This window comes from Alishewanella aestuarii B11, from assembly GCF_000280055.1.
Classification (GTDB): domain Bacteria; phylum Pseudomonadota; class Gammaproteobacteria; order Enterobacterales; family Alteromonadaceae; genus Alishewanella; species Alishewanella aestuarii.
The window spans coordinates 12,303-32,758 of the sequence record NZ_ALAB01000010.1; the positions used below are offsets into that span (position 1 = coordinate 12,303).

Genomic DNA, 20,456 nt, shown 5'->3' on the forward strand with positions numbered 1-20,456 from the left:
TTAAAGCAGCAAGGTTTTTGTGGTTTGATGCTAAATTTATGAATAATAATGCTTATGTTGAAACGTGAACGCGATGCAAATTGTAACCAAGGTGGTGCCGGGTTACAGTTTTTGCTAGAATAGCCAGCGGAACAACCAATGGAGGAGTTATGCTTAAGCCATCCTGGCGCAGGGTAGTACTGAAAGTCGGCAGTGCCCTGATTGCGCCGGACCAAGATGGATGCAGCGAAAGATATTTGCGTCCTATTGCCGAATTTATTCAACAATGTCGTCAACTTAACCGGGAAGTGATCCTGGTTTCTTCAGGTAGCGTCGCTGCCGGTCGCCATCATTTTCAGTTTCAACATCAGCGGGTGCCAATCGCACTGAAACGGGCTATGGCTGCTGTTGGTCAAACCGAAATGATGAATTTCTGGAGCCGCTGCTTCGATTTCCCCTGTGCCCAGGTATTACTGACCCATGGCGATCTCAGTGATCGGGTGCGGCATATTAATGTTAAAAATACCCTGAAGCGGCTGTTAGATCATGGTGTTTTACCGATCGTTAATGAAAACGATACTATCGCTACCGATGAGCTGAAAGTCGGTGATAACGATAACCTGGCTGCGATGGTCGCCAGTGTGGTTCAGGCTGATGCCTTAATTATTTGCTCAGATGTGAATGGTTTATATACCGCCGATCCAAACAAAGATCCCGCCGCCAAACTGATCCCGGAAGTAAGGCAAATTACCCCGGAGATCTATGCGTTGGCAGGTGGCGCCAGCTCGCGGGTCGGTACCGGCGGTATGCGCACCAAAATTGAAGCGGCAGAAAAGGCCACCGCTCAGGGGGTGGATACTCTGATTGTCGATGGTCATCAGGCAGCAACCTTTCAGTGTCTTTTAGCGGGTAACAATCCGGGCACTATTTTCTATGGTCAGAAAATACCCTTACCGGCTAAAAAACATTGGGTTAGACATACCCTGCGTGCCAAAGGCGAAATTTGGGTTGATGACGGCTGTGTTGATGCGTTGTGCCAGCATGGCGCTTCATTATTGAGCAGTGGTATAGTGCGGGTGACGGGCGATTTCGCGCCGGGCGATGCAGTGATTGTGCGTTGTTCAGTTAGCAAGCGCTCGATTGCCAAAGGGGTTAGCCGTTTTAGTGCCAGCCAGTTATTTTCGATCAAAGGCCAGCACAGTGAAAAAATTGCCTCTTGCCTGGGTTTTTGCCCCAATGGCAGTAATGCGGTGATCCACCGCAGTGAAATGATGTTACTGGAGAAATTATGATTAGCGATGTTGCGGCCAGTTTAGCCGCCGGTGCCGCTCAGGCCGCCAAAGCGGTTGCGACCTTGAGCACCGCTGAAAAAAATACGGTATTACAAGCTTTTGCCGACAAGATCCGCCTGGCTACGCCTACCATTCTGGCAGAAAACCGGGCTGAAGTTGCCGAAGCGGCGGCGAATGGCACCAGTGCAGCCATGCTGGACCGTCTGACCTTGACCGCAGAACGTATTGAAGCCATGGCGGCGGCCATTGAGCAAATTATTCAGTTGCCGGACCCGGTCGGGCAAAGCCGCTTTATCGAGCAGCGGCCAAATGGTATTCAGATTAGTAAGCGCCGTATTCCGCTGGGCGTAATTTGTATGATTTATGAAGCCCGGCCGAATGTCACGGCCGATGCCGGGGCCTTGTGCTTTAAAGCCGGTAATGCGGTGATCCTGCGTTGTGGCCGTGAGGCGATTAAAACCAGTCTGGCGATTGCCGGTGCGATGCGTCAGGCATTAACCGAGCATCAGTTGCCGCCCGAGGTGTTGACGATAGTGCCGGATCCAGATCGTAACCTGCTGTTAGCCTTGTTAAAGCAGGAAGAGTATATCGATTTAGTGATCCCGCGCGGTGGTGAGGGCCTGATCCGCTTTGTTACCGAGCAGAGCCGCATTCCGGTGATCCAACATTTTAAAGGTGTCTGTCATCTGTATGTTGATAAGGCCGCCGATCCGGCCATGGCGCTGAAACTGCTGTTAAACGGCAAGGTGCAACGTCCCGGCGTCTGTAATGCGCTTGAGGGGTTGTTAGTGCATCAGGCGATTGCGGCCGACTTCTTACCATTGGCTGCGCAGGCACTGGCCGAACATCAGGTTAAGGTGCATGCCTGTCAGCGCAGTTTGCCTTACTTTAATGGTGCTTCGCCGATTGCTGATGACGAATTTGGTCAGGAGTATCTGGCACCGGAGATTGCAGTACGGGTAGTGGATGATTTGACTGCGGCTCTGGCACATATTGATCGCTTTGGCAGTCAGCATACTGAAGTGATTTGCACCGCTGATCAGGCCGCAGCTGACCGCTTCCTCGCCAGTGTAGATACTGCTGTAGTCATGCATAATGCGTCGTCGCGTTTTTCTGATGGTGGTGAGCTGGGGCTGGGCGCAGAGATTGGCATCTCTACCAGTAAATTACATGCCTATGGCCCGATGGGACTGGAAGCCTTGACCACTGAAAAATTTGTGGTCCAGGGGGAGGGGCAGACGCGCGGCTAACGGATCGAAATAAATCTGACTTGTTGTCGCAAAAAATGCAGAAAAAACGGGCTTTTCGTTTAACGAAAGCCCGTTTTTTATTAGCTCTTACAAACACTTAAAGACTGTAAATTGAAGGGCTCGACTCGCGGCTTCTAGCCCGCTATAATGCCGCGTCCAATTATTAACAGGTCAGGTTCATCCTAAGTTTGTCGACACCCGGCCAAGACAAAACGGCGTATCCAAGGCGCCTGACATTGAATTTGAGGTAAAACGATGCAAGTTTCTGTTGAAACCACCCAGGGTTTAGAGCGCCGTGTAAATATTACTGTGCCGGCTGCAACATTAGATAACGAAGTAAAAAGCCGCCTGCGTGACGTAGCAAAACGTCAGCGTATCGATGGCTTCCGTCCTGGTAAAGCGCCTATTTCAATCATCCAAAAACGTTTTGGCCTAGCGGTACTGCAGGAAGTGGCGTCTGAGCAAATGCAGCGCGCTTTTTACGAAGCCATTATCGAACACAAATTAACCCCAGCTGGCGCGCCAACCTTTGCACCAGAAGCGCTGGAAAGCGGTAAAGATTTGGCTTTCACTGCCACCTTCGAAGTGTATCCGGAAGTGACTGTTGCTGCACTGGATAAAGTGGAAGTGACTAAGCCAGTGGTTGAGATCTCTGAAGACGATCTGAGCAAGATGCTGGAAACGCTGCGCAAGCAACACGCCAAGTGGGAAGCCTCTGACGCCGCTGCTGCTGCCGGTGATCGCGTAACGATTGATTTCGTTGGTTCTATCGACGGTGAAGAGTTTGAAGGCGGTAAGGCCTCTAACTTCGTACTGGAGTTAGGTCAGGGCCGGATGATTCCAGGCTTTGAAGATGACATCATCGGCAAAAAAGCCGGTGAAGCGGTAACTGTTAACGTGACTTTCCCAGAAGAGTACCACGCTGAAAACCTGAAAGGTAAAGCTGCCAGCTTCGCCGTAACGGTAAACAAAGTTGAGCAACAAGTACTGCCTGAACTGAACGACGAGTTCGCAGCGCTGTTTGGTTTAACTGAAGCCACTGTTGACGCACTGAAAGCTGAAGTGCGTAAAAACATGGAACGCGAGCTGAAGCAAACCATCAAAGGTAAAGTGAAAGAGCAAGTTATCAAAGGCTTACTGGCAACTAACGAAGTTGAAGTACCAAAAGCCCTGATCGCCAGCGAAGTTGACGTACTGCGTCAGCAAGCGATGCAGCGTTTTGGTCAGAATGTAAATCCAAAGCAATTACCAGAGCTGCCCGCTTCTCTGTTCGAAGAGCAGGCGAAAGATCGCGTTAAAGTCGGTCTGTTATTGGGCGAAATCATCAAGACTAACAGCCTGAAAGTTGACGAAGCTAAGGTACAAGAGCTGATCGATAACGTCGCTTCTGCCTACGAAGATCCGGCTGAAGTTGTGGCTTACTACAAAGGCAACAAAGAGCTGATGCAAAGCATGCGTAACGTGGCTTTAGAAGAGCAGGCGATCGAAGTGGTGCTGGCAGCTGCTAAAGTAACTGAACAAGCTGCTGCTTTCGATGAGATTATGAACCCGAAGGCCGCTAACTAAGATTGACTTCTTAGGCTGGCACGGTTTTAATGGCTCGGACACCTGTTCGGGCCATTTTATTTTGTGGCACCGCTATTTTCGACACCTTACAGCTTTAGAGAAGGGATCCCAGATTATGCCAATGTCTCGTGACATGAATGAGATTGTCAACGCCTTAGTACCCATCGTCATTGAACAAACCGCCAAGGGTGAACGCTCTTTTGATATTTACTCGCGTCTGTTAAAAGAGCGGGTAATATTCCTGACTGGTCAGGTTGAAGACCATATGGCGAATCTGATTGTCGCCCAATTATTGTTCCTTGAATCTGAAAATCCGGAAAAAGACATCTATATTTATATCAATTCACCGGGCGGTTCGGTCACGGCGGGTTTATCGATTTATGATACGATGCGTTATATCAAGCCGGATATCGCTACTGTGTGTGTTGGTCAGGCAGCCAGTATGGGCGCTTTCCTGTTATCCGGTGGTACCAAGGGTAAACGTTACTGTTTACCTAATGCCCGGGTGATGATTCACCAGCCGTTAGGGGGCTTCCAGGGCCAGGCAACGGATTTTGAGATCCATGCCCGGGAGATTTTAAGTATCAAAGAGAAGCTAAACCGCTTAATGGCGGAACACTCAGGCAAGAGCTATGAGCAAGTGTGCAAGGATACCGAGCGCGATAACTTCTTAAGCGCGCAGCAAGCCTTGGACTATGGCCTGATCGATGCCATATTAACGCAGCGGGATGCGAAATAATTTAAAGCAGGCCGGGTTTTGGCCCGGCTGGTTGAACAAGAGGTAGTTACATGTCTGATCACCGCACTGACGGCGATAAGAGCGGCAAATTACTGTACTGCTCTTTTTGTGGCAAATCACAGCATGAAGTGCGTAAGTTGATCGCAGGGCCACAAGTTTATATTTGTGATGAATGCGTTGACCTATGCAACGATATCATTCGGGAAGAGATTAAAGATATCTCGCCGAAGCGTGATACCGAGAAGTTGCCGACGCCGCGCGAGATCCGCAAACATCTGGACGATTATGTGATCGGTCAGGAGCATGCGAAGAAAGTTCTGGCGGTAGCGGTTTATAACCACTACAAACGCCTGCGTAGCATCCAGCAAAAGCAGGATGTGGAACTGGGTAAGAGTAATATTCTATTGATCGGTCCTACCGGTAGCGGTAAAACGCTGCTGGCTGAAACCCTGGCGCGTTTACTGGATGTGCCTTTTACCATGGCCGACGCCACCACATTAACCGAAGCTGGTTATGTTGGTGAAGACGTGGAAAATATCATTCAGAAACTGCTGCAAAAATGCGATTACGACGTCGAAAAAGCGCAGCGCGGTATTGTCTATATCGATGAAATCGACAAGATCTCCCGCAAGTCTGATAACCCGTCTATTACCCGTGATGTGTCCGGTGAGGGGGTACAGCAGGCGCTGTTAAAGCTGATTGAAGGCACCATTGCTTCGGTACCACCACAAGGTGGTCGTAAGCACCCACAGCAGGAGTTTTTGCAGGTTGATACCTCTAAAATTCTGTTTATCTGCGGTGGCGCTTTCGCAGGTCTGGATAAAGTGATTGAACAACGGTTAGCTAAAGGCTCAGGTATTGGTTTTGGCGCTGAAGTGAAAAGCAAAGAAAGTAGCCGCAGCCTGACCGAAAGCTTCCGCGATGTAGAACCGGAAGACTTAGTGAAATACGGCCTGATCCCGGAATTTATTGGCCGTCTGCCGGTAGTTGCTACATTGACCGAGCTGGACCTGGATGCGCTGATGCAGATCCTGAGTCAGCCAAAGAATGCGCTGATCAAGCAGTTTGCTGCCTTGTTCGCGATGGAAGAGGTCGATCTGGAGTTTCGCGATGATGCCTTAAAAGCCATCGCGCAAAAAGCCATGGACCGTAAGACCGGCGCCCGGGGTTTACGCTCTATCGTCGAAGGCGTGTTGCTGGATACCATGTACGAATTACCGTCGATGCAGGATGTCAGCAAGGTTGTTATCGACGAGACAGTGATCCGCGGTGAGAGTCAGCCCATACTTATCTACGAGAGCAGTGAGCCGGCGGTAGCCGAATCGCATTAAAAAAGGGAGCTGCAAAGCTCCTTTTTTATCTGATGAATTGAAGTTTCCGGAAAAAGCCCCATATACTGGCTTATATCGCCTGCAGTTATTAATTTCGAGAGCTATTTCATGACCACAGAACACCAAGAAACCTTGCATATGCCGGTATTGGCATTGCGGGATGTCGTTGTTTACCCGCATATGGTGATCCCACTTTTTGTTGGCCGGGCGAAGTCTATTAAGTGTTTAGATGCGGCGATGGACAATGATAAGCAGATCTTTTTAGTGGCACAAAAAGACGCCACTCTGGATGATCCTACCGAAAAAGATTTGTATCAGATCGGTACCGTTGCCACTATTCTGCAACTGTTAAAACTACCGGATGGCACCGTTAAGGTGTTAGTTGAAGGCGGTAAGCGCGCAAAACTGAGTAAATTTACTGAGACCAAAAACAGCTTTGCGGCCTTTGTCGAGCTGGTGCCAACTCAGGACATCGATAGCCGTGAGCAGGAAGTATTCCTGCGTTCGGCAATTAACCAGTTTGAAGGCTATATCAAGCTAAATAAAAAGATCCCGCCTGAGGTACTCACTGCGCTAAGTGGTATCGATGATGCGGCCCGTCTGGCTGATACTATGGCGGCGCATATGCCGCTGAAAGTCGAAGATAAGCAAAAGGTACTGGAGCTGACGGACGTGACCGAACGGCTGGAGTATCTGATGGCGATGATGGAGAGCGAGATCGATATTCTGCAGGTCGAGCGCCGCATCCGCAGCCGGGTGAAAAAGCAGATGGAGAAAAGCCAGCGCGAGTACTATCTGAACGAACAAATGAAAGCAATCCAGCGCGAGCTCGGTGAGCTGGAAGATGCGCCGGATGAGTTTGAAACCCTGTCGAAAAAAATTGCTGAGGCGAAAATGCCGGCTGAAGCAGAAGCCAAGGCTAAGGCTGAGCTGCAAAAGCTGAAAATGATGTCACCGATGTCGGCAGAGGCTACAGTGGTGCGCAGCTATATTGACTGGTTAACTCAGGTGCCGTGGCAGACACGCTCTAAGGTAAAGAAAAACCTGGCTGCCGCTGAGCAAATCCTGAATGCCGATCACTATGGCCTGGAGAAGGTCAAAGAGCGGATCATGGAATATCTGGCAGTGCAGCAGCGGGTTAACAAGTTAAAAGGGCCCATTCTGTGTTTAGTTGGTCCGCCGGGTGTCGGTAAAACGTCACTGGGGCAATCGGTTGCCAAGGCAACCGGCCGCAAATATGTGCGGATGGCCTTAGGCGGGGTGCGGGATGAAGCGGAAATCCGTGGTCACCGCCGTACTTATATCGGCTCGATGCCAGGCAAGATTATCCAGAAGATGGCAAAAGTTGGAGTGCGTAACCCATTGTTCCTGCTGGATGAAATTGACAAGATGGCATCGGATTTCCGCGGTGATCCGGCAGCGGCGTTGTTAGAGGTACTGGATCCGGAGCAGAATGGCGCCTTTAGCGATCATTACCTGGAAGTTGACTACGATCTGTCTGATGTGATGTTTTTCGCCACCTCTAACAGCCTGAATATTCCGCCGGCTCTGCTGGATCGGATGGAAGTCATCCGCTTATCGGGTTATACCGAGGATGAAAAGCTGAATATCGCCAAACAGCATTTGGTGCCGAAGCAAGTCAGCCGTAATGGTTTGAAGCCGTCAGAAGTGCTGATTGAGGATAGCGCCATTATCGGCATTATCCGTTACTACACCCGTGAAGCCGGGGTGCGCAGCTTAGAGCGGGAAATTTCGAAACTTTGCCGCAAGGCAGTGAAGCAAATTCTGCTAAGCAAAGGTTTAAAGCAAGTCGTGATTAACGACGCTAATCTGGAAGAGTTCTTAGGTGTACACCGCTTTGACTACGGTAAAGCCGAAGACAGCAACCGCATCGGTCAGGTGACCGGCCTGGCCTGGACCGAAGTGGGGGGCGATTTACTAACCATTGAAGCGGCGGCTGTCGTGGGTAAAGGGAAGTTGACCTATACCGGTTCACTCGGTGATGTGATGAAAGAATCCATTCAGGCGGCGATGACGGTGGTACGCAGCCGTGCTGAGGGACTGCGGATTAACGAAGACTTCTACGAGAAACGTGATATCCATGTGCATGTACCGGAAGGCGCAACGCCAAAGGATGGCCCCAGTGCCGGTATTGCGATGGTCACAGCGCTGGTGTCGAGCCTAACCGGTAATCCGGTGCGGGCAGATGTCGCTATGACCGGTGAAATTACGCTGCGCGGTGAAGTGTTACCGATTGGTGGCTTAAAAGAGAAGTTACTGGCCGCACATCGAGGCGGCATCAAGCGGGTATTAATACCTTTTGATAATGTCCGCGACCTGAAAGAAATTCCGGAAAACGTGAAAAGTGCGTTGCAAATCACGCCGGTAAAATGGATTGAAGAGGTGCTGGAAGCCGCATTGCAAGAGCCTTTGGCACGGGTAACAGTGCCAAATACGGCAAAAAATGCAGCAAAAAGCAAAAAAACCGAAAAAAATCCGGTTTAGGGGCTTTTCATTCCCGTTGGCTGTGCTAAGTTATGGACAGTTTCGGCTAAGCCCTTGTGTTGCAAGGGCTACAGCCTAAGCCAAAAAAGATTAGTTTTAATGTTTCTGCTGCTTGCAAGCAATGTCTTTGCTTGTTATAACAAGCAGGCAAGGATTAAACCTAATAGCTTGTAGTTGTAGAAAATAATAACAATTGAAGGGGATGATATTGTGAACAAGTCTCAACTGATCGACAAAATTGCTGCGAATGCAGATATCTCTAAGGCCGCAGCAGGTCGTGCTTTAGACGCGTTCATCGACGCTGTTACCGAAGCTCTTAAGGAAGGCGACTCAGTAGCTTTAGTTGGTTTTGGTACTTACAGCGTACGTGAGCGTGCAGCCCGTACTGGCCGTAACCCACAAACCGGCGCTACTATCCAAATCGCTTCTGCGAAAATTCCTTCTTTCAAGCCGGGTAAAGCGTTAAAAGACGCAGTTAACTAATAGAATTTCCGACCGGCGCGCCGGGGGAGTTCCACAAGCCGGTAGCTTAGCTCAGGCTTCTATAAAAAAGGCGCATCTGTTAAGATGCGCTTTTTTTTTAACACAACTTTTGTGTCACGACATAACAGAGAAAGCGCAACGATGTTAGAACGAATCAGAGAAGGCTCACAGGGTATGACCGCCAAGATCATTCTTGGCCTGGTGATCCTGACATTTGCATTGGCAGGCGTCGGCGGTTACCTCAGCTCACCCCGTGAGGCGATAGTCGCCGTGGTGAACGGCGAAGAAATCAGTCAGGCACGCTTCGAGCAAGCACTGCAAAGTGAACGCTCGCGGATGCAGCAGCAGTTTGGTGAAATGTACGACATGCTGGCCGCTGACCCGGGTTATATGGCCAATTTTCGTAGCGAAGTGTTAGAGCGGCTGATTGACGACACCTTGCAAAAGCAGTTTGCCCGTCGTTTGGGTTTGCGGGTTGGCGATGATCAGGTGCGTGCTGCGGTGGTGAATCTGCCGGAATTCCAGGTCGATGGCGTCTTTAACAATGACCGTTTTATTGCCATTCTGCGTCAAGCGGGCTATCAACCAGCCGAGTTCCGTGAACTGATCCGCGAAGATCTGTCAGGCAGTCAGTTGATGCAAGGTCTGCTGGGCAGTGAGTTTGGTCTAGCCGGTGAGATTAATCAGTTACTCGCTCTGCAACAGCAAACCCGCGACATTCGCTACCTGACGATACCGGCTGAGCGTTTCCGTAGCCAGTTAAACCTGAGCGAAGAACAAATACAAAGCTATTATCAGCAGCAAATTGCGCGTTTCATGACGCCCGAGCAAGTGGCGGTTGAGTATGTGGAGTTATCAGCAGCGGCTCTGGTAGCGGATATCGAAGTGACGGAGCAGCAGGTGGCTGACTACTATCAGGCTAATCAGGCGCGCTTTGGTAGCGCCGAGCGGCGCGAAGTCGCGCATATCATGTTGGAAACCGAGCAGGACGACAGTGCGATCGAGCAGCAGGCTCAAGCGTTATTAGCTGAGTTAAAAGCGGGCGCAGATTTCGCTGCCCTGGCGCAGCAGCACTCAGCTGATACCTTCTCAGCCCAAAACGGCGGTGAATTGGGTCCGCTGGTTGCCGGCCAGATGGATGCGGCCTTTGAAGCGGCGGCGATGGCATTAGCGGCAGAAGGTGAGCTGTCGGGTGTGGTACGTAGCGAGTTTGGTTATCATATTATCAAACTCAGTAAATTTACCCCTGCGACAACCAAGACCCTAGCTGAGGTAGCAACTGAAATCCGTAATCAGTTACAGGCCGACCAGGCAACAGCACTGTTTTACGACTTGCAGCAGCGATTGGCGCAAACCGCTTTCGAACAGCCGGATAACCTGGAAGATGCAGCCGAAGCTATCGGCGTGAAGGTCCAGCACACGACCTTATTTAGCCGCGACACTGCACCTGCCTTATTGGCGCAGCCCGCCATATTAAGTCGCTTGTTTAATCCGACCTTTATTGCTGAGCGTTTAAACAGTGATGTGATTGAACTGGCGCGGGATCAGGTGTTGGTCGTGCGGGTGAAAGAGCATCAGGTTGCCCGCACCCTGCCACTGGATGAAGTACGCCCAGAAGTTGAAGCAGCGGTACAACAGCAAGAGCTGGCCAGATTAACCGCGGCCTATGCAGCTGAGTTACTTGCGGCGAAAACGGATCTGGACAGTCTGGCAACTCAGGTTGCGGTAACCATTAATGACCATCCAGCAACACCGCGTTTTGGTGGCGCTCTGGGTACTGAGATCCGTGCCAAAGCTTTCGCTATGCCAAGACCAGAGAGTGGCGTTACCAGCCTGGATTCAGTGCAACTCGCCAATGGCGATGTCGTTCTGGTAGCGGTATCGGCAGTAACGGACGCTGAGATCAGCAGCGTACCGGATGCTGGTCAGTTGGAAGCTATTGCCCGTCAGCAAGCGGAGCAAAATTATCAGGCGTTATTGGCAGTACTGCGGGCTGATGCGAAAATCAGCCGTCAATTGCGCAATACTACCCAACCTGACGATATTTAAATCTCAGCTAGTACAAGCCCCGGATATCCGGGGCTTTTTTTTGCTATCACACACTCTGCTATTGAGTGTCGCAGCTGCCGATACTATCACCGTTTAGTTGGCAATACTGCAGACTAGTTTCAACATCCAGTCCCAGAGTAAGGACGCCAAGCTGACGGCCATCAGCAGCGATTACCGGGATACTGAGCTGGGTCAGAAAGCGTGCGGTTGAGGCATCAAACTGTACCTCATCCAGAAAGTAGCTTTGCTTAGTGCCGAAGACTTGCTGATATTTCGCTTCGTCACCCTGCCAGAAATCTGAGGTGATCTCGCTGATGGCGACATTACGCCCCTGCACATCCATCAGGATAATCTCCGCAATCTGCCCGGCAAAACTGTGTTGGAACTGTTGTAGTTGCAAGGAAAGTGGGCTTAGTAACATTTGCTTTGCCAGGGTCGCGATACCCAGTTCCACTTCTTCGATCCATTGTTGATCCTGTTGCAGGATCTGCTGTTCGGTCCACAGCTGCTGCTTGGCAGCGCCTAATGCCTGCTGCACATCCTGACGGCGGCTAAGTGCCTGCGCCTGCGGCAAAAAGCGTTGCAGTATTAACTGCTGTTCCTGCGGTGAGAGCGCAAAACTCTGTTGGCTGCAGCCCGCGATCAGGGCGTTAAAGCGGTTGAGAAACTGTGGTCTGAGTTGCAAAAACTGATTTGAGAAATAAACCCCCAACGGCACATAACGGAAAAAGCTTAGCTGGTAGTCGCTCTGATTCAGACCCAGGCGTTCAGCGTTTAACTGAAATGCCTCTAAATCCATCAGGATCCGATCGACGCGCTTTAATTGCAGCAGGCGGACCAGTTCCTCATCGGTATTGACTTCGGTAGTAACGGTTTCTGCCATCAGTTGAAACCATTTTTGCTGGTGACTGCCGCGCACCGCCCCCAGCGCCTTTTCCTGACCGGCCAGTTTTACCGACTGAAGATGTTCAATCCAGTACCAGTTTTCCAGATACAGCGGCGCTGAGAGTTCGCCAAAGGGTTCCATTTCGCTGAGCAGAATAGCGCTAAAATAGCCGTCAAGGCGATTTAGCCGGACTTCCTGCCGCGCTCTGAGCCAGGGTAAACTTACTAGCTGGTAGGATTGTTGCAATCGTTGGAAAATGCAGTCGATCTGCCGCCGGCTGGCATCCTGATTGTCCAGTGGCATATTGGTGGCCATTTGCGCCGGCGTTATGGTCTGGATGCTGAGAATGAAAAGTGCTGTAAGCATAAAGTATCCTGCAAGCGCAACTATCCCTGAGTTGTAGTAGGGCGTGTTAACGTTTGCTGCTTGTTTTTGCAGCAATCGTTAACACGCCCTAATTATAGCCGTACTTTAGAGCAAGCTATTAAGTAATTTACGGGTGTAGTCATGGCGCGGCGCACGAAAAACCTCGGCCGTGGGGCCATAATCCGTTGTTTCGCCTTCTGACAATACCAACATATCATCACTCAGATGCTGTACCAGCTGCAGGTTATTGGTAATCAGCAGATAGGCCAGATCGTTTTTTTGCTGTAATTCCAGCAGCAGATTAACGATTTGGGCGCGCAGGGATGGGTCCAGTGCCGACAGGGCCTGATCAAGAATTAACAGCTTGGGATCGAGGATCAGGGCTCTGGCCAGTGCGACCCGTTGTAGCTGCCCGCCGGAAAACATATGTGGATAAAACTCCGCATGTTCGTCTAATAAACCAAGCTGACGCAGTGTCTGGCGGATCTTGGTGCGGCGTTGCGTCGGGTCGAGAATGGTGCTGAACCGCAGTACATCTTCCAGCATCTGACCGACTTTCTGCAATGGGTTCAGTGATTGACTGGCATCCTGAAAAATAAAGCGGATCACATGGTTATATTTTTTATAATGGCTGATCTCCACCGGCTCGCCAGCCAGGCGGATCACCCCGCTATCCGGTTTTTCGATCCCAACCAGTAACTTCGCCAGGGTACTTTTACCCGAGCCGGTTTCGCCGACTATTGCCAGGGTTTTGCCAGACTGCAAACTAAAGCTGATATCGTGTAACGCCTGGATCCGTTTACGCCGGAATAAACCTAAATGCTTGACGTAGGTTTTAGACAGCTGTTCAACTTCGAGTAAGTTACTCATTTATCACCTTTACCCTGCAGCGGAAAATGACAGCTAAAAAAATGATTTTGTAAGCGTTCCTGCTGCGGTGTCTTTACACATTCCTTGCGGGCATTCGGACAGCGGGGGCCGAGCCGACAACCGATAGGCAAATGCTGTAACGTTGGAATGCTGCCATGTAGGGCATAGAGCGGACTTTTGGGGGCCAGCTCGGGTTGAAACTCCGGTACGCTTTTAATCAGGGCGTCGGTATAGGGATGCAAAGGCTGTTGCAGCAAGCTGGCAGTGTCACCACTTTCAACCAGCTGCCCGCAATACAGGACGCTTAAATTTTGGGTATAACGGGCAACGCTTTCCAGTTCATGACTGATCAGCAGCACTGCCATACCTTTTAACTGATTAAAACTGGCCAGTAACCGAAATAGCTGTGCCTGGGTGGTGCTCTCCAGTGCCGTGGTGGGTTCATCGGCAATTAATAGTTTCGGGTTTTTCGCAATCGCCATCGCGATCATAATTTTTTGACACACCCCTTCTGATAACTGAAACGGATAACTTTGCATCACATTTTGGTGATCGCGGATCCCGACTTTGTGCAGTAGGGCAATAGCGCGTTTTTTACGCTCAAAGGGTCTTTGCCACCAACGACTCTCCAGCAGATGGCTTGGAATCGCCTCTTCCAGCTGCTCACCGATTTCTGCGGTCGGATCCAGGCTGCGGCTTGGCTCCTGATAAATCATCGCGATGTCGCGGCCGATAATCTGTCGCCGCTGCTCGCTGCTGATCCTGAGTAAGTCTTGCCCTAACCAGTTAAAACGGTCAGCATGCACATGCCAGCGCCGGTTTAACACGCCGACAATGGCCTTGGCCACCAGACTTTTTCCCGAGCCGGACTCACCGACCAGGCCACGGGTTTCGCCCTCTTTTAATGATAGACTGACCCGGTCAACAGCCCGGATCAAACCATCCGGGGTCTCCAGCTCTATGGTCAGGTTTTTAATATCCAGTAGTAGCATCAGCCTTCCCGCCTGCGTTGCATCGCGATTTTCAGGCCATCGCCGACCAGATTAACGGAGAGTACAGCAGTAAAAATCAATAAGCCTGGGATCGCAACGCTGGCTGGTGCCAGATAAATCAGATCCAGCGAGTCATTGATCATCGCCCCCCATTCCGCAGTTGGCGCCTGGGCGCCCAGGCTGAGAAAGCCCAGCGCCGCGATATCTAGAATGGCGGTGGATAAGGCCATCGAACACATAATGGTGACTTTCTCCCAAATATTCGGGATCACCAACCGGGTCAGAACCTGCCAGTTATTGGCGCCGTCCAGCCGGTAGGCGGTAACATAGTCCTGCTTTAGTTGTTCAGCAATAGCATTACGAATGCCGTGCACAAATTGTGGCAGTAGCGCCAGACTAACAGCCCAGGCGGTGTTCGCCAGGCCGGGGCCTAATACCGCGACAATAATAATCGCCAATAGTAGCGACGGGATGGTCAGGATTAAATCAAGTAAATGATTAAAAAAGCTTGATTTAACGCCACGGCTCATTCCTGCCAGTGCGCCCAGTGCCAGACCGGCGATTAAGGCTCCCAGCACCGTGACCAGTGCCAGACCGAAGGTATAGGTGGTGCCTTTGAGCATTCTGGACAGCAAATCCCGCCCCAGATCATCGGTACCAAAGGGATACTGCACCAGACCTTGTTCTGACCAGGACGGCGGTAACAGTAATAAATGGTCAGCCTGTAGATAGGGGTCATGCGGTGTCAGCAGCGGCGCCAGAATACTCAATAACAAAAAACCGGCAAACAAGGCCAGACCAAACAGGGCACTGTGCTGGCGCGCAAATTCACGCCACAGCTGCACCAGAGGGGAGCGGTTATTTTCTTCAAAATACAAGCGAAACTTCTGCATCTTAACGCTTCCTGGCCAGCGGGTTAAAGAACGTATGCAGGATTTCGGTCAGCATATTAACCGTAATCACCAGTACCGAAATAATCATTAATCCGGCCTGGATCGCCGGGAAATTGCGCTGATAGATGCTGTCGATCAGCCAGCGGCCAATACCAGGCCAGGAGAAGATCACTTCGGTTAGCATGGCAAGTGTGATCAGGGTGCTAAACTGCAGGCCGATTTGCCGGATCACCGGTAACAGGGCATTGCGCAGACCATGGCGGTACAGCACCTGCAAGCGGCTTAACCCCTTGGCTTTTGCGGTTTTAATATAGCTTTGCTCCCAGACATCCAGCATCGCATCGCGCACAAAGCGGATCATCACAGTGGTTGGAAAGGTCGCCAGCGCTAGTGTGGGTAACAGCAAATGCCGCAAGGCATCCTGCAGCGCCGCCTGGCGGTAGCTGACATCGGACAACAGAATATCGATCAGCATAAAACCGGTTTGCGGCGGGATCTCGTAGAGCACGCCAAGGCGGCCACCGGATGGAAACCAGCCCAGACCCACTGCAAATACCATAATCAGCAACAACCCCCACCAGAATATGGGCAGCGAATAGCCGGTAATGGCGATAGCCGAGATCGCTTTACCGATCACACCATCTGGTTTGATTGCTGCCAGAATACCAAGCGGTATGCCGACAAAAAAGGATACCAGCAGGGCGTAACTGGTTAACTCCAACGTTGCCGGTAATACCTGCCTGATCTCAGTTAACAGCGGTTGCTGGCTGGCGAGAGAGAGTCCCCAATCGCCGTGCCAGAGACGCTGAATAAAAGCCAGATACTGCTGTAAATAGGAGCCGTCGAGCCGGTATGCCAGGGTCAGCTGTTCACGTGTGCTGTCATCCAGATAGCGTAAACCGGAGAAGTTTTGCAATGGCTCGCCGGGAAACAGGTAGCCGAGGCTAAAGGCGAAAATACTTAAACCCAGTAATACGGTGCCAAGTAAAAACAGCCGGCGCAGCAGGTAAATGGTCATGGTTGCACCCGTCTGGCCTGAAATAAGGCAATACCACCATAGGGGTTAATGCTGACGCCCTCTACCTGCGAGTTCAGCGCCTGGATCCGCTGCGAATGCGCCATAGCAACCAGAGGGAGCTCGTTATGCAGATATTGTTGGGCTGCCAGGTAGTAACTACGTCTTTGCTGCTGATCACTGGTTAGCAGCGCCTGATTAATCATGCGATCAAAGACCGGATCACACCACAGGGCACGATTAGAGCCGCTGTCTGCGGCGGCACAGCTAAGCAGTGGCCGGAAAAAGTTATCCGGATCGGCATTGTCCGCGGCCCAGCCAATCAATACGGAATCATGCTCGCCCTGGCTTAGCCGGCGGCGGAAAGCATTCCACTCGTAGCTGACAATACTGGCATTAACTCCGATCTGCGCCAGGTCGGCCTGCAGCAATTCAGCCATTTTCAGCGCATTGGGGTTGTACAAACGTTGTACCGGCATCGCCCAGATGTTCATATTAAAGCCATTGCCATAACCGGCCTCGGCCAGCAGCTCGCGTGCCCGTTGTGGGTTATATTCATGCAACGGAATTTGCGGGTTAAAGGCCCAGGAAGTCGGCGGCAGCACGGAGCGGGCGGCGGTGGCCTGATTAAAATACACGGCTTGCAAAATCGCCCGTTGATTAATCGCCAGCGATAGCGCCTGGCGCACCTTAACATTGTCAAAGGGCGCTTTACGGGTATTAAAGGCCCAGAAACCGACATTCATACTGGTGCTTTCCTGCACCCGGACATCAGGCCGTTCGGTGATCAGCGCCAGCTCGGCCAGTCGCGGATAGGCAATAATGTCGCACTCATGGGTTAACAGCTTGGCCATTCGTCGGGCGTTATTCGGCACTATATCAAATACCAGCTGTGCCATCGCCGCTTCACCGCGCCAGTAGTTGGCATGCCGGTAAAAGCGTACCAGAACATCTTTTTGGTACTCGCGGAAGAAAAACGGCCCTGTACCAACCGGCAAACTATCAATTTGTGCCGGCCGGCCGCTGGCCAGTAATTGCCCGGCATATTCAGCCGACAGAATAGCGGCAAAATCCGTAGCCAGATTAGACAGGAAAGAGCTGTCAGGCCGGCTAAGCTGAAACTGCACGGTAAGCGGGCCTGTTGCCCGCACTTCGGTTACCAGAGCTGTCCAGTCAACACTCTGAAAATAGGGATAGACAGCACCGCCGACAGCATGGAAGGGATGGTCTGGCTGTAAAATACGATTAAAAGTAAAGACCACATCGGCTGCCTGCAATGGTCTGCTGGGGGTAAAATAATGTGTCTGATGAAACTGCACATCGGGCCTTAGCTGAAACTCATAGGTTCTGCCGTCGGCAGAGCGCTGCCAGCTGCTGGCCAGAGCCGGCAGCAGATCGCCACTTTGCGGGTCAATATCCAGCAGCCGGTCGTACAGTTGCTGGCTGATAATATCAATGGTGGTGCCAGAGGTCACCCGCTGTGGATTAAAATGTTCCGGTGAGCCCTCTGCGCAATAGACTAAACCGCCCTCACGCAGCGGGCCCTGATCCCGGCTGCAGCCGCCGAGCAGGGCAACACAAAGCAGGCTTAAACAAGACAGATATTTCACTGCTGACTATCCAGTAACTGATATTTTTTCATATACCCCCTGAGCTGATGATAGGTCAGTCCCAGCACATCGGCGGTTTTTTTCTGATTATACTGACAAGCTGCCAGTGCTTGCTTAATTAAGCGCACCTCAAAGTCCTGCGACAGCGTTTTAAAATCCAGGTTGCCGGAAAAATCAAACTCTGCGGCAACGCCTTGTACTGCCGCCGAGCCGGGCTGTAGGGCCGATGCCAGGGGCTGCGTTGCCTGCGGTAGCGGCTCAGATAGCACCCGGCTCACTGGTGCTTTGATCCTTTTCTGTGGCCGGTAGGCTGATTCAAAGGGGTCGAGCTGAATAGTATGTACCGGCACATAGCCATTATTGTTGCGGTATACGGCGCGCTCAACCACGTTTTTCAACTCCCGTACATTACCGGGCCAGTCGTAGTCCAGCAGCGTTTTCTTAGCTTTTTCAGTAAAGCCGCTGAATAACTCCAGCCCCAGCTCGCGTGCCATATTGATCGCAAAGTGCTCCGCCAGCAGCAGAATATCCTCCCGGCGCTCGCGCATCGGCGGCAGAGTGATCACATCAAACGCCAGACGGTCCAGTAAATCTGCCCGAAATTCGCCTTGTTCTGCCATCGAGGGCAGATCTTCATTGGTGGCGCAGACCAGGCGCACATCCACCCGCACCGGCCGGCTGCCACCAACCCGCTCAAATTCGCCATATTCAATAACCCGCAGCAATTTTTCCTGCACCATGGCCGGGGTATTGGCCAATTCGTCCAAAAACAGGGTGCCGCCATTGGCGCGCTCAAAGCGGCCCTCATGGCGTTTACTGGCGCCGGTAAAGGCTCCGGCTTCATGCCCGAACAGTTCGCTTTCTAATAAATTTTCGTTTAAGGCAGCACAGTTCAGCGTAAGATATTGTTGATCCCAGCGCTGCGACAGAAAGTGCAGACGGGCTGCAATCAGTTCTTTACCGGTACCGCGCTCGCCAATGATCAGCACCGGCTTATCCAGCGGCGCCAGTTGTGACACCTGATCCAGCACGTTTAAAAAACTGTTGGCCTGGCCTAGCAGGTTATCTTGTTGGAACTTCCTATTCATGAGCAGCCATAAGTTAGCGAAAATTACTAATAAATAGTGTATTTCATAACGTGACTAAGCGATAGTTGAATTTTAAAATAAAAAATAATGTTTAATTTCAATTGATTAATCTGATTTTGCAAGTTGGCAAGAAACCTGAATAACAAAAGGTGTCGATGTCAGTCATCATTAAACAGAGGTAATTATTATGGGTATTTTTTCACGCTTCTCCGATATCGTGAACTCCAATATCAACGCTTTACTGGATAAAGCGGAAGATCCGGAGAAAATGGTCCGCCTGATTATTCAGGAAATGGAAGATACACTGGTCGAAGTTCGCTCTTCTTCAGCGAAAACCATCGCGGAGAAAAAAGAGTTACAACGCCTGATCAACCGGCTGCAGGAAGAAGCCGCAGACTGGCAGGCGAAGGCCGAACTGGCATTGTCAAAGGAACGTGACGATCTGGCACGCTCTGCCCTGATTGAACGGGAGAAAGCCAGCGAACAAGCCGATGCAGTTGCCCGTGACATTGCTAATCTGGATGAGCATATCAGCAAGTTACAGGACGAAGTCGCCCAGTTACAGGAAAAGCTGGCCGATGCCAAAGCACGGCAAAAGAGCATGTTAATGCGCCGTCAGACCGTTGCTAACCGTCTGGAAGTGAAGAAAACACTGGATAGCAACAAAATTAACGATGCGATGTACAAATTTGAGCGTTACGAGCAGAAAATTGATACGCTGGAAGCTCAGGTTGAAGCCTATGATTTAGGTAAGAAATCGTTAAAAGACGAATTTGCTGAGCTGGCTGCGCAAGACAAAATTGACCAGGAACTGGCTGCTCTGAAAGCCAAAATGCAGAACAAAGACGCCTGAGTACAGGCGTCCTTTTTGAAGGACTAACGAATGGATATTCATGAGATTATTTTTGTGCCACTGATCCTGTTTATGATCTTTGTGGCACCGCTGTGGGTGATTATGCACTACCGCAGTAAAAATAAGATTAAACAGGGCCTGAGTGATGCTGAGTTGAACCAGTTGAACGAGTTGACCGTCAGAGCTGAGAAAATGGCCGAGCGGATCAAAACCCTGGAAGCCATTTTAGATGCCGACAGCCCAAGATGGAGGAATCAGCATGGTCAGTAAAAAGCGTGAACTGTTACGGGACGACGAGAACGGCAAAATCGCCGGGGTCTGCGCCGGTATTGCGGATTACTTCGGCTGGGAATTGTGGCTGGTGCGGATCATTACTGTCTCGGCGTTCTTCCTCGGCGGTGGTGGCATTGTACTGGTGCTCTATATTGCGGCCTGGGTGGTGCTGGAAAAAAAGTCGAAAGCGGCTTTTGCCGCCGGCTCGACTGAGGCTAGCCAGGATTATGCCAATAAGCCGGTGGAGTTAAAAACCCGGGTTTGGCAGCGAGGTGAGTCACCACGTCAGGCGTTGCAACACCTGAATCATCAGTTTAACAGCATGGAGCTGAAATTGCGGGATATGGAGCGGCATGTCACATCCAGCCGCTTTCAGCTGAACCGTGAATTTAATAACCTGTAACCCCTGACTGTCG

The 20,456-nt window shown here is 51.1% G+C and carries 18 protein-coding genes; 11 read left to right on the forward strand and 7 right to left on the reverse strand.

Annotated features, from left to right (window positions below; all coding sequences use genetic code 11):
- Positions 1 to 149 precede the first annotated feature (149 nt).
- The 8 genes from proB (at position 150) to AEST_RS05085 (ending at position 11,194) form a co-directional block, all read left to right on the forward strand.
- Positions 150 to 1,271 carry a glutamate 5-kinase gene (gene proB, locus AEST_RS05050; protein ID WP_008607508.1) on the forward strand — a complete coding sequence of 374 codons (1,122 nt, stop codon included), beginning with the start codon at positions 150 to 152 and terminating at the stop codon, positions 1,269 to 1,271.
- A complete protein-coding gene (locus AEST_RS05055) occupies positions 1,268 to 2,521 on the forward strand; it encodes a glutamate-5-semialdehyde dehydrogenase (protein WP_008607509.1) in 1,254 nt (417 codons plus the stop codon). The genes proB and AEST_RS05055 overlap by 4 nt, the downstream gene beginning before the upstream one ends.
- A 255-nt stretch (positions 2,522 to 2,776) precedes the next feature.
- Positions 2,777 to 4,087, forward strand: a complete 1,311-nt coding sequence (gene tig, locus AEST_RS05060) for a trigger factor (protein WP_008607511.1) — start codon at positions 2,777 to 2,779, stop codon at positions 4,085 to 4,087.
- Positions 4,088 to 4,220: 133 nt separating this feature from the next.
- Positions 4,221 to 4,826 carry an ATP-dependent Clp endopeptidase proteolytic subunit ClpP gene (clpP, locus tag AEST_RS05065; protein WP_008607512.1) on the forward strand — a complete coding sequence of 202 codons (606 nt, stop codon included), beginning with the start codon at positions 4,221 to 4,223 and terminating at the stop codon, positions 4,824 to 4,826.
- A 50-nt stretch (positions 4,827 to 4,876) separates the two neighbouring features.
- Positions 4,877 to 6,157 (forward strand): ATP-dependent protease ATP-binding subunit ClpX, encoded by a 1,281-nt coding sequence (clpX, locus tag AEST_RS05070; protein WP_008607513.1) that lies wholly within the window; start codon positions 4,877 to 4,879, stop codon positions 6,155 to 6,157.
- A 108-nt stretch (positions 6,158 to 6,265) separates the two neighbouring features.
- Entirely contained in the window at positions 6,266 to 8,662 is a 2,397-nt protein-coding gene (gene lon, locus AEST_RS05075; RefSeq protein WP_039925141.1) for an endopeptidase La, read from the forward strand.
- 210 nt (positions 8,663 to 8,872) lie between these two features.
- Positions 8,873 to 9,145 (forward strand): nucleoid-associated protein HU-beta, encoded by a 273-nt coding sequence (gene hupB, locus AEST_RS05080; protein ID WP_008607515.1) that lies wholly within the window; start codon positions 8,873 to 8,875, stop codon positions 9,143 to 9,145.
- A gap of 141 nt (positions 9,146 to 9,286) precedes the next feature.
- Positions 9,287 to 11,194 carry a SurA N-terminal domain-containing protein gene (locus AEST_RS05085; RefSeq protein WP_083840392.1) on the forward strand — a complete coding sequence of 636 codons (1,908 nt, stop codon included), beginning with the start codon at positions 9,287 to 9,289 and terminating at the stop codon, positions 11,192 to 11,194.
- A 58-nt stretch (positions 11,195 to 11,252) separates the two neighbouring features.
- Here AEST_RS05085 and AEST_RS05090 read toward each other — a convergent pair whose 3' ends face one another.
- The 7 genes from AEST_RS05090 to pspF form a co-directional block, all read right to left on the reverse strand.
- Positions 11,253 to 12,446 (reverse strand): transporter substrate-binding domain-containing protein, encoded by a 1,194-nt coding sequence (locus AEST_RS05090; RefSeq protein WP_008607517.1) that lies wholly within the window; start codon positions 12,444 to 12,446, stop codon positions 11,253 to 11,255.
- A gap of 105 nt (positions 12,447 to 12,551) precedes the next feature.
- Positions 12,552 to 13,316 carry an ATP-binding cassette domain-containing protein gene (locus AEST_RS05095; RefSeq protein WP_008607518.1) on the reverse strand — a complete coding sequence of 255 codons (765 nt, stop codon included), beginning with the start codon at positions 13,314 to 13,316 and terminating at the stop codon, positions 12,552 to 12,554.
- Positions 13,313 to 14,308, reverse strand: coding sequence for a peptide ABC transporter ATP-binding protein (locus AEST_RS05100; protein WP_008607519.1), 996 nt, complete (start codon positions 14,306 to 14,308; stop codon positions 13,313 to 13,315). The genes AEST_RS05095 and AEST_RS05100 overlap by 4 nt, the downstream gene beginning before the upstream one ends.
- Positions 14,308 to 15,201 carry an ABC transporter permease subunit gene (locus AEST_RS05105; protein WP_008607520.1) on the reverse strand — a complete coding sequence of 298 codons (894 nt, stop codon included), beginning with the start codon at positions 15,199 to 15,201 and terminating at the stop codon, positions 14,308 to 14,310. Before AEST_RS05105 ends, AEST_RS05100 begins: the two co-directional genes overlap by 1 nt.
- Position 15,202: 1 nt before the next feature.
- Complete coding sequence (locus AEST_RS05110; protein WP_008607522.1) at positions 15,203 to 16,219, reverse strand: ABC transporter permease; 1,017 nt, start codon at positions 16,217 to 16,219, stop codon at positions 15,203 to 15,205.
- A complete protein-coding gene (locus tag AEST_RS05115) occupies positions 16,216 to 17,826 on the reverse strand; it encodes an ABC transporter substrate-binding protein (RefSeq protein WP_008607524.1) in 1,611 nt (536 codons plus the stop codon). Before AEST_RS05115 ends, AEST_RS05110 begins: the two co-directional genes overlap by 4 nt.
- On the reverse strand, positions 17,823 to 18,914 hold the full coding sequence (pspF, locus tag AEST_RS05120) for a phage shock protein operon transcriptional activator (protein WP_008607525.1): 1,092 nt from the start codon (positions 18,912 to 18,914) through the stop codon (positions 17,823 to 17,825). Before pspF ends, AEST_RS05115 begins: the two co-directional genes overlap by 4 nt.
- 187 nt (positions 18,915 to 19,101) lie before the next feature.
- Here pspF and pspA point away from each other — a divergent pair, with 187 nt between their 5' ends.
- The 3 genes from pspA to pspC are packed head-to-tail and all read left to right on the forward strand — an operon-like array spanning position 19,102 to position 20,443.
- On the forward strand, positions 19,102 to 19,767 hold the full coding sequence (gene pspA / locus AEST_RS05125) for a phage shock protein PspA (protein ID WP_008607528.1): 666 nt from the start codon (positions 19,102 to 19,104) through the stop codon (positions 19,765 to 19,767).
- Positions 19,768 to 19,797: 30 nt separating this feature from the next.
- Positions 19,798 to 20,037: an envelope stress response membrane protein PspB gene (pspB, locus tag AEST_RS05130; protein WP_008607529.1), complete on the forward strand. Its 240-nt coding sequence runs from the start codon at positions 19,798 to 19,800 to the stop codon at positions 20,035 to 20,037.
- Positions 20,027 to 20,443, forward strand: a complete 417-nt coding sequence (gene pspC / locus AEST_RS05135) for an envelope stress response membrane protein PspC (protein ID WP_008607530.1) — start codon at positions 20,027 to 20,029, stop codon at positions 20,441 to 20,443. The genes pspB and pspC overlap by 11 nt, the downstream gene beginning before the upstream one ends.
- The last annotated feature ends 13 nt before the right edge of the window (positions 20,444 to 20,456 follow it).

Excerpts from the sequence above, each read along its gene's own strand:
- proB (WP_008607508.1), top strand. The coding sequence starts at position 150 with ATGCTTAAGCCATCCTGGCGCAGGGTAGTACTGAAAGTCGGCAGTGCC.
- AEST_RS05055 (WP_008607509.1), top strand. The coding sequence starts at position 1,268 with ATGATTAGCGATGTTGCGGCCAGTTTAGCCGCCGGTGCCGCTCAGGCC.
- tig (WP_008607511.1), top strand. The coding sequence starts at position 2,777 with ATGCAAGTTTCTGTTGAAACCACCCAGGGTTTAGAGCGCCGTGTAAAT.
- clpP (WP_008607512.1), top strand. The coding sequence starts at position 4,221 with ATGAATGAGATTGTCAACGCCTTAGTACCCATCGTCATTGAACAAACC.
- clpX (WP_008607513.1), top strand. The coding sequence starts at position 4,877 with ATGTCTGATCACCGCACTGACGGCGATAAGAGCGGCAAATTACTGTAC.
- lon (WP_039925141.1), top strand. The coding sequence starts at position 6,266 with ATGACCACAGAACACCAAGAAACCTTGCATATGCCGGTATTGGCATTG.
- AEST_RS05085 (WP_083840392.1), top strand. The coding sequence starts at position 9,287 with ATGTTAGAACGAATCAGAGAAGGCTCACAGGGTATGACCGCCAAGATC.
- AEST_RS05090 (WP_008607517.1), bottom strand. The coding sequence starts at position 12,446 with ATGCTTACAGCACTTTTCATTCTCAGCATCCAGACCATAACGCCGGCG.
- AEST_RS05095 (WP_008607518.1), bottom strand. The coding sequence starts at position 13,316 with ATGAGTAACTTACTCGAAGTTGAACAGCTGTCTAAAACCTACGTCAAG.
- AEST_RS05100 (WP_008607519.1), bottom strand. The coding sequence starts at position 14,308 with ATGCTACTACTGGATATTAAAAACCTGACCATAGAGCTGGAGACCCCG.
- AEST_RS05105 (WP_008607520.1), bottom strand. The coding sequence starts at position 15,201 with ATGCAGAAGTTTCGCTTGTATTTTGAAGAAAATAACCGCTCCCCTCTG.
- AEST_RS05110 (WP_008607522.1), bottom strand. The coding sequence starts at position 16,219 with ATGACCATTTACCTGCTGCGCCGGCTGTTTTTACTTGGCACCGTATTA.
- pspF (WP_008607525.1), bottom strand. The coding sequence starts at position 18,914 with ATGAATAGGAAGTTCCAACAAGATAACCTGCTAGGCCAGGCCAACAGT.
- pspA (WP_008607528.1), top strand. The coding sequence starts at position 19,102 with ATGGGTATTTTTTCACGCTTCTCCGATATCGTGAACTCCAATATCAAC.
- pspB (WP_008607529.1), top strand. The coding sequence starts at position 19,798 with ATGGATATTCATGAGATTATTTTTGTGCCACTGATCCTGTTTATGATC.
- pspC (WP_008607530.1), top strand. The coding sequence starts at position 20,027 with ATGGTCAGTAAAAAGCGTGAACTGTTACGGGACGACGAGAACGGCAAA.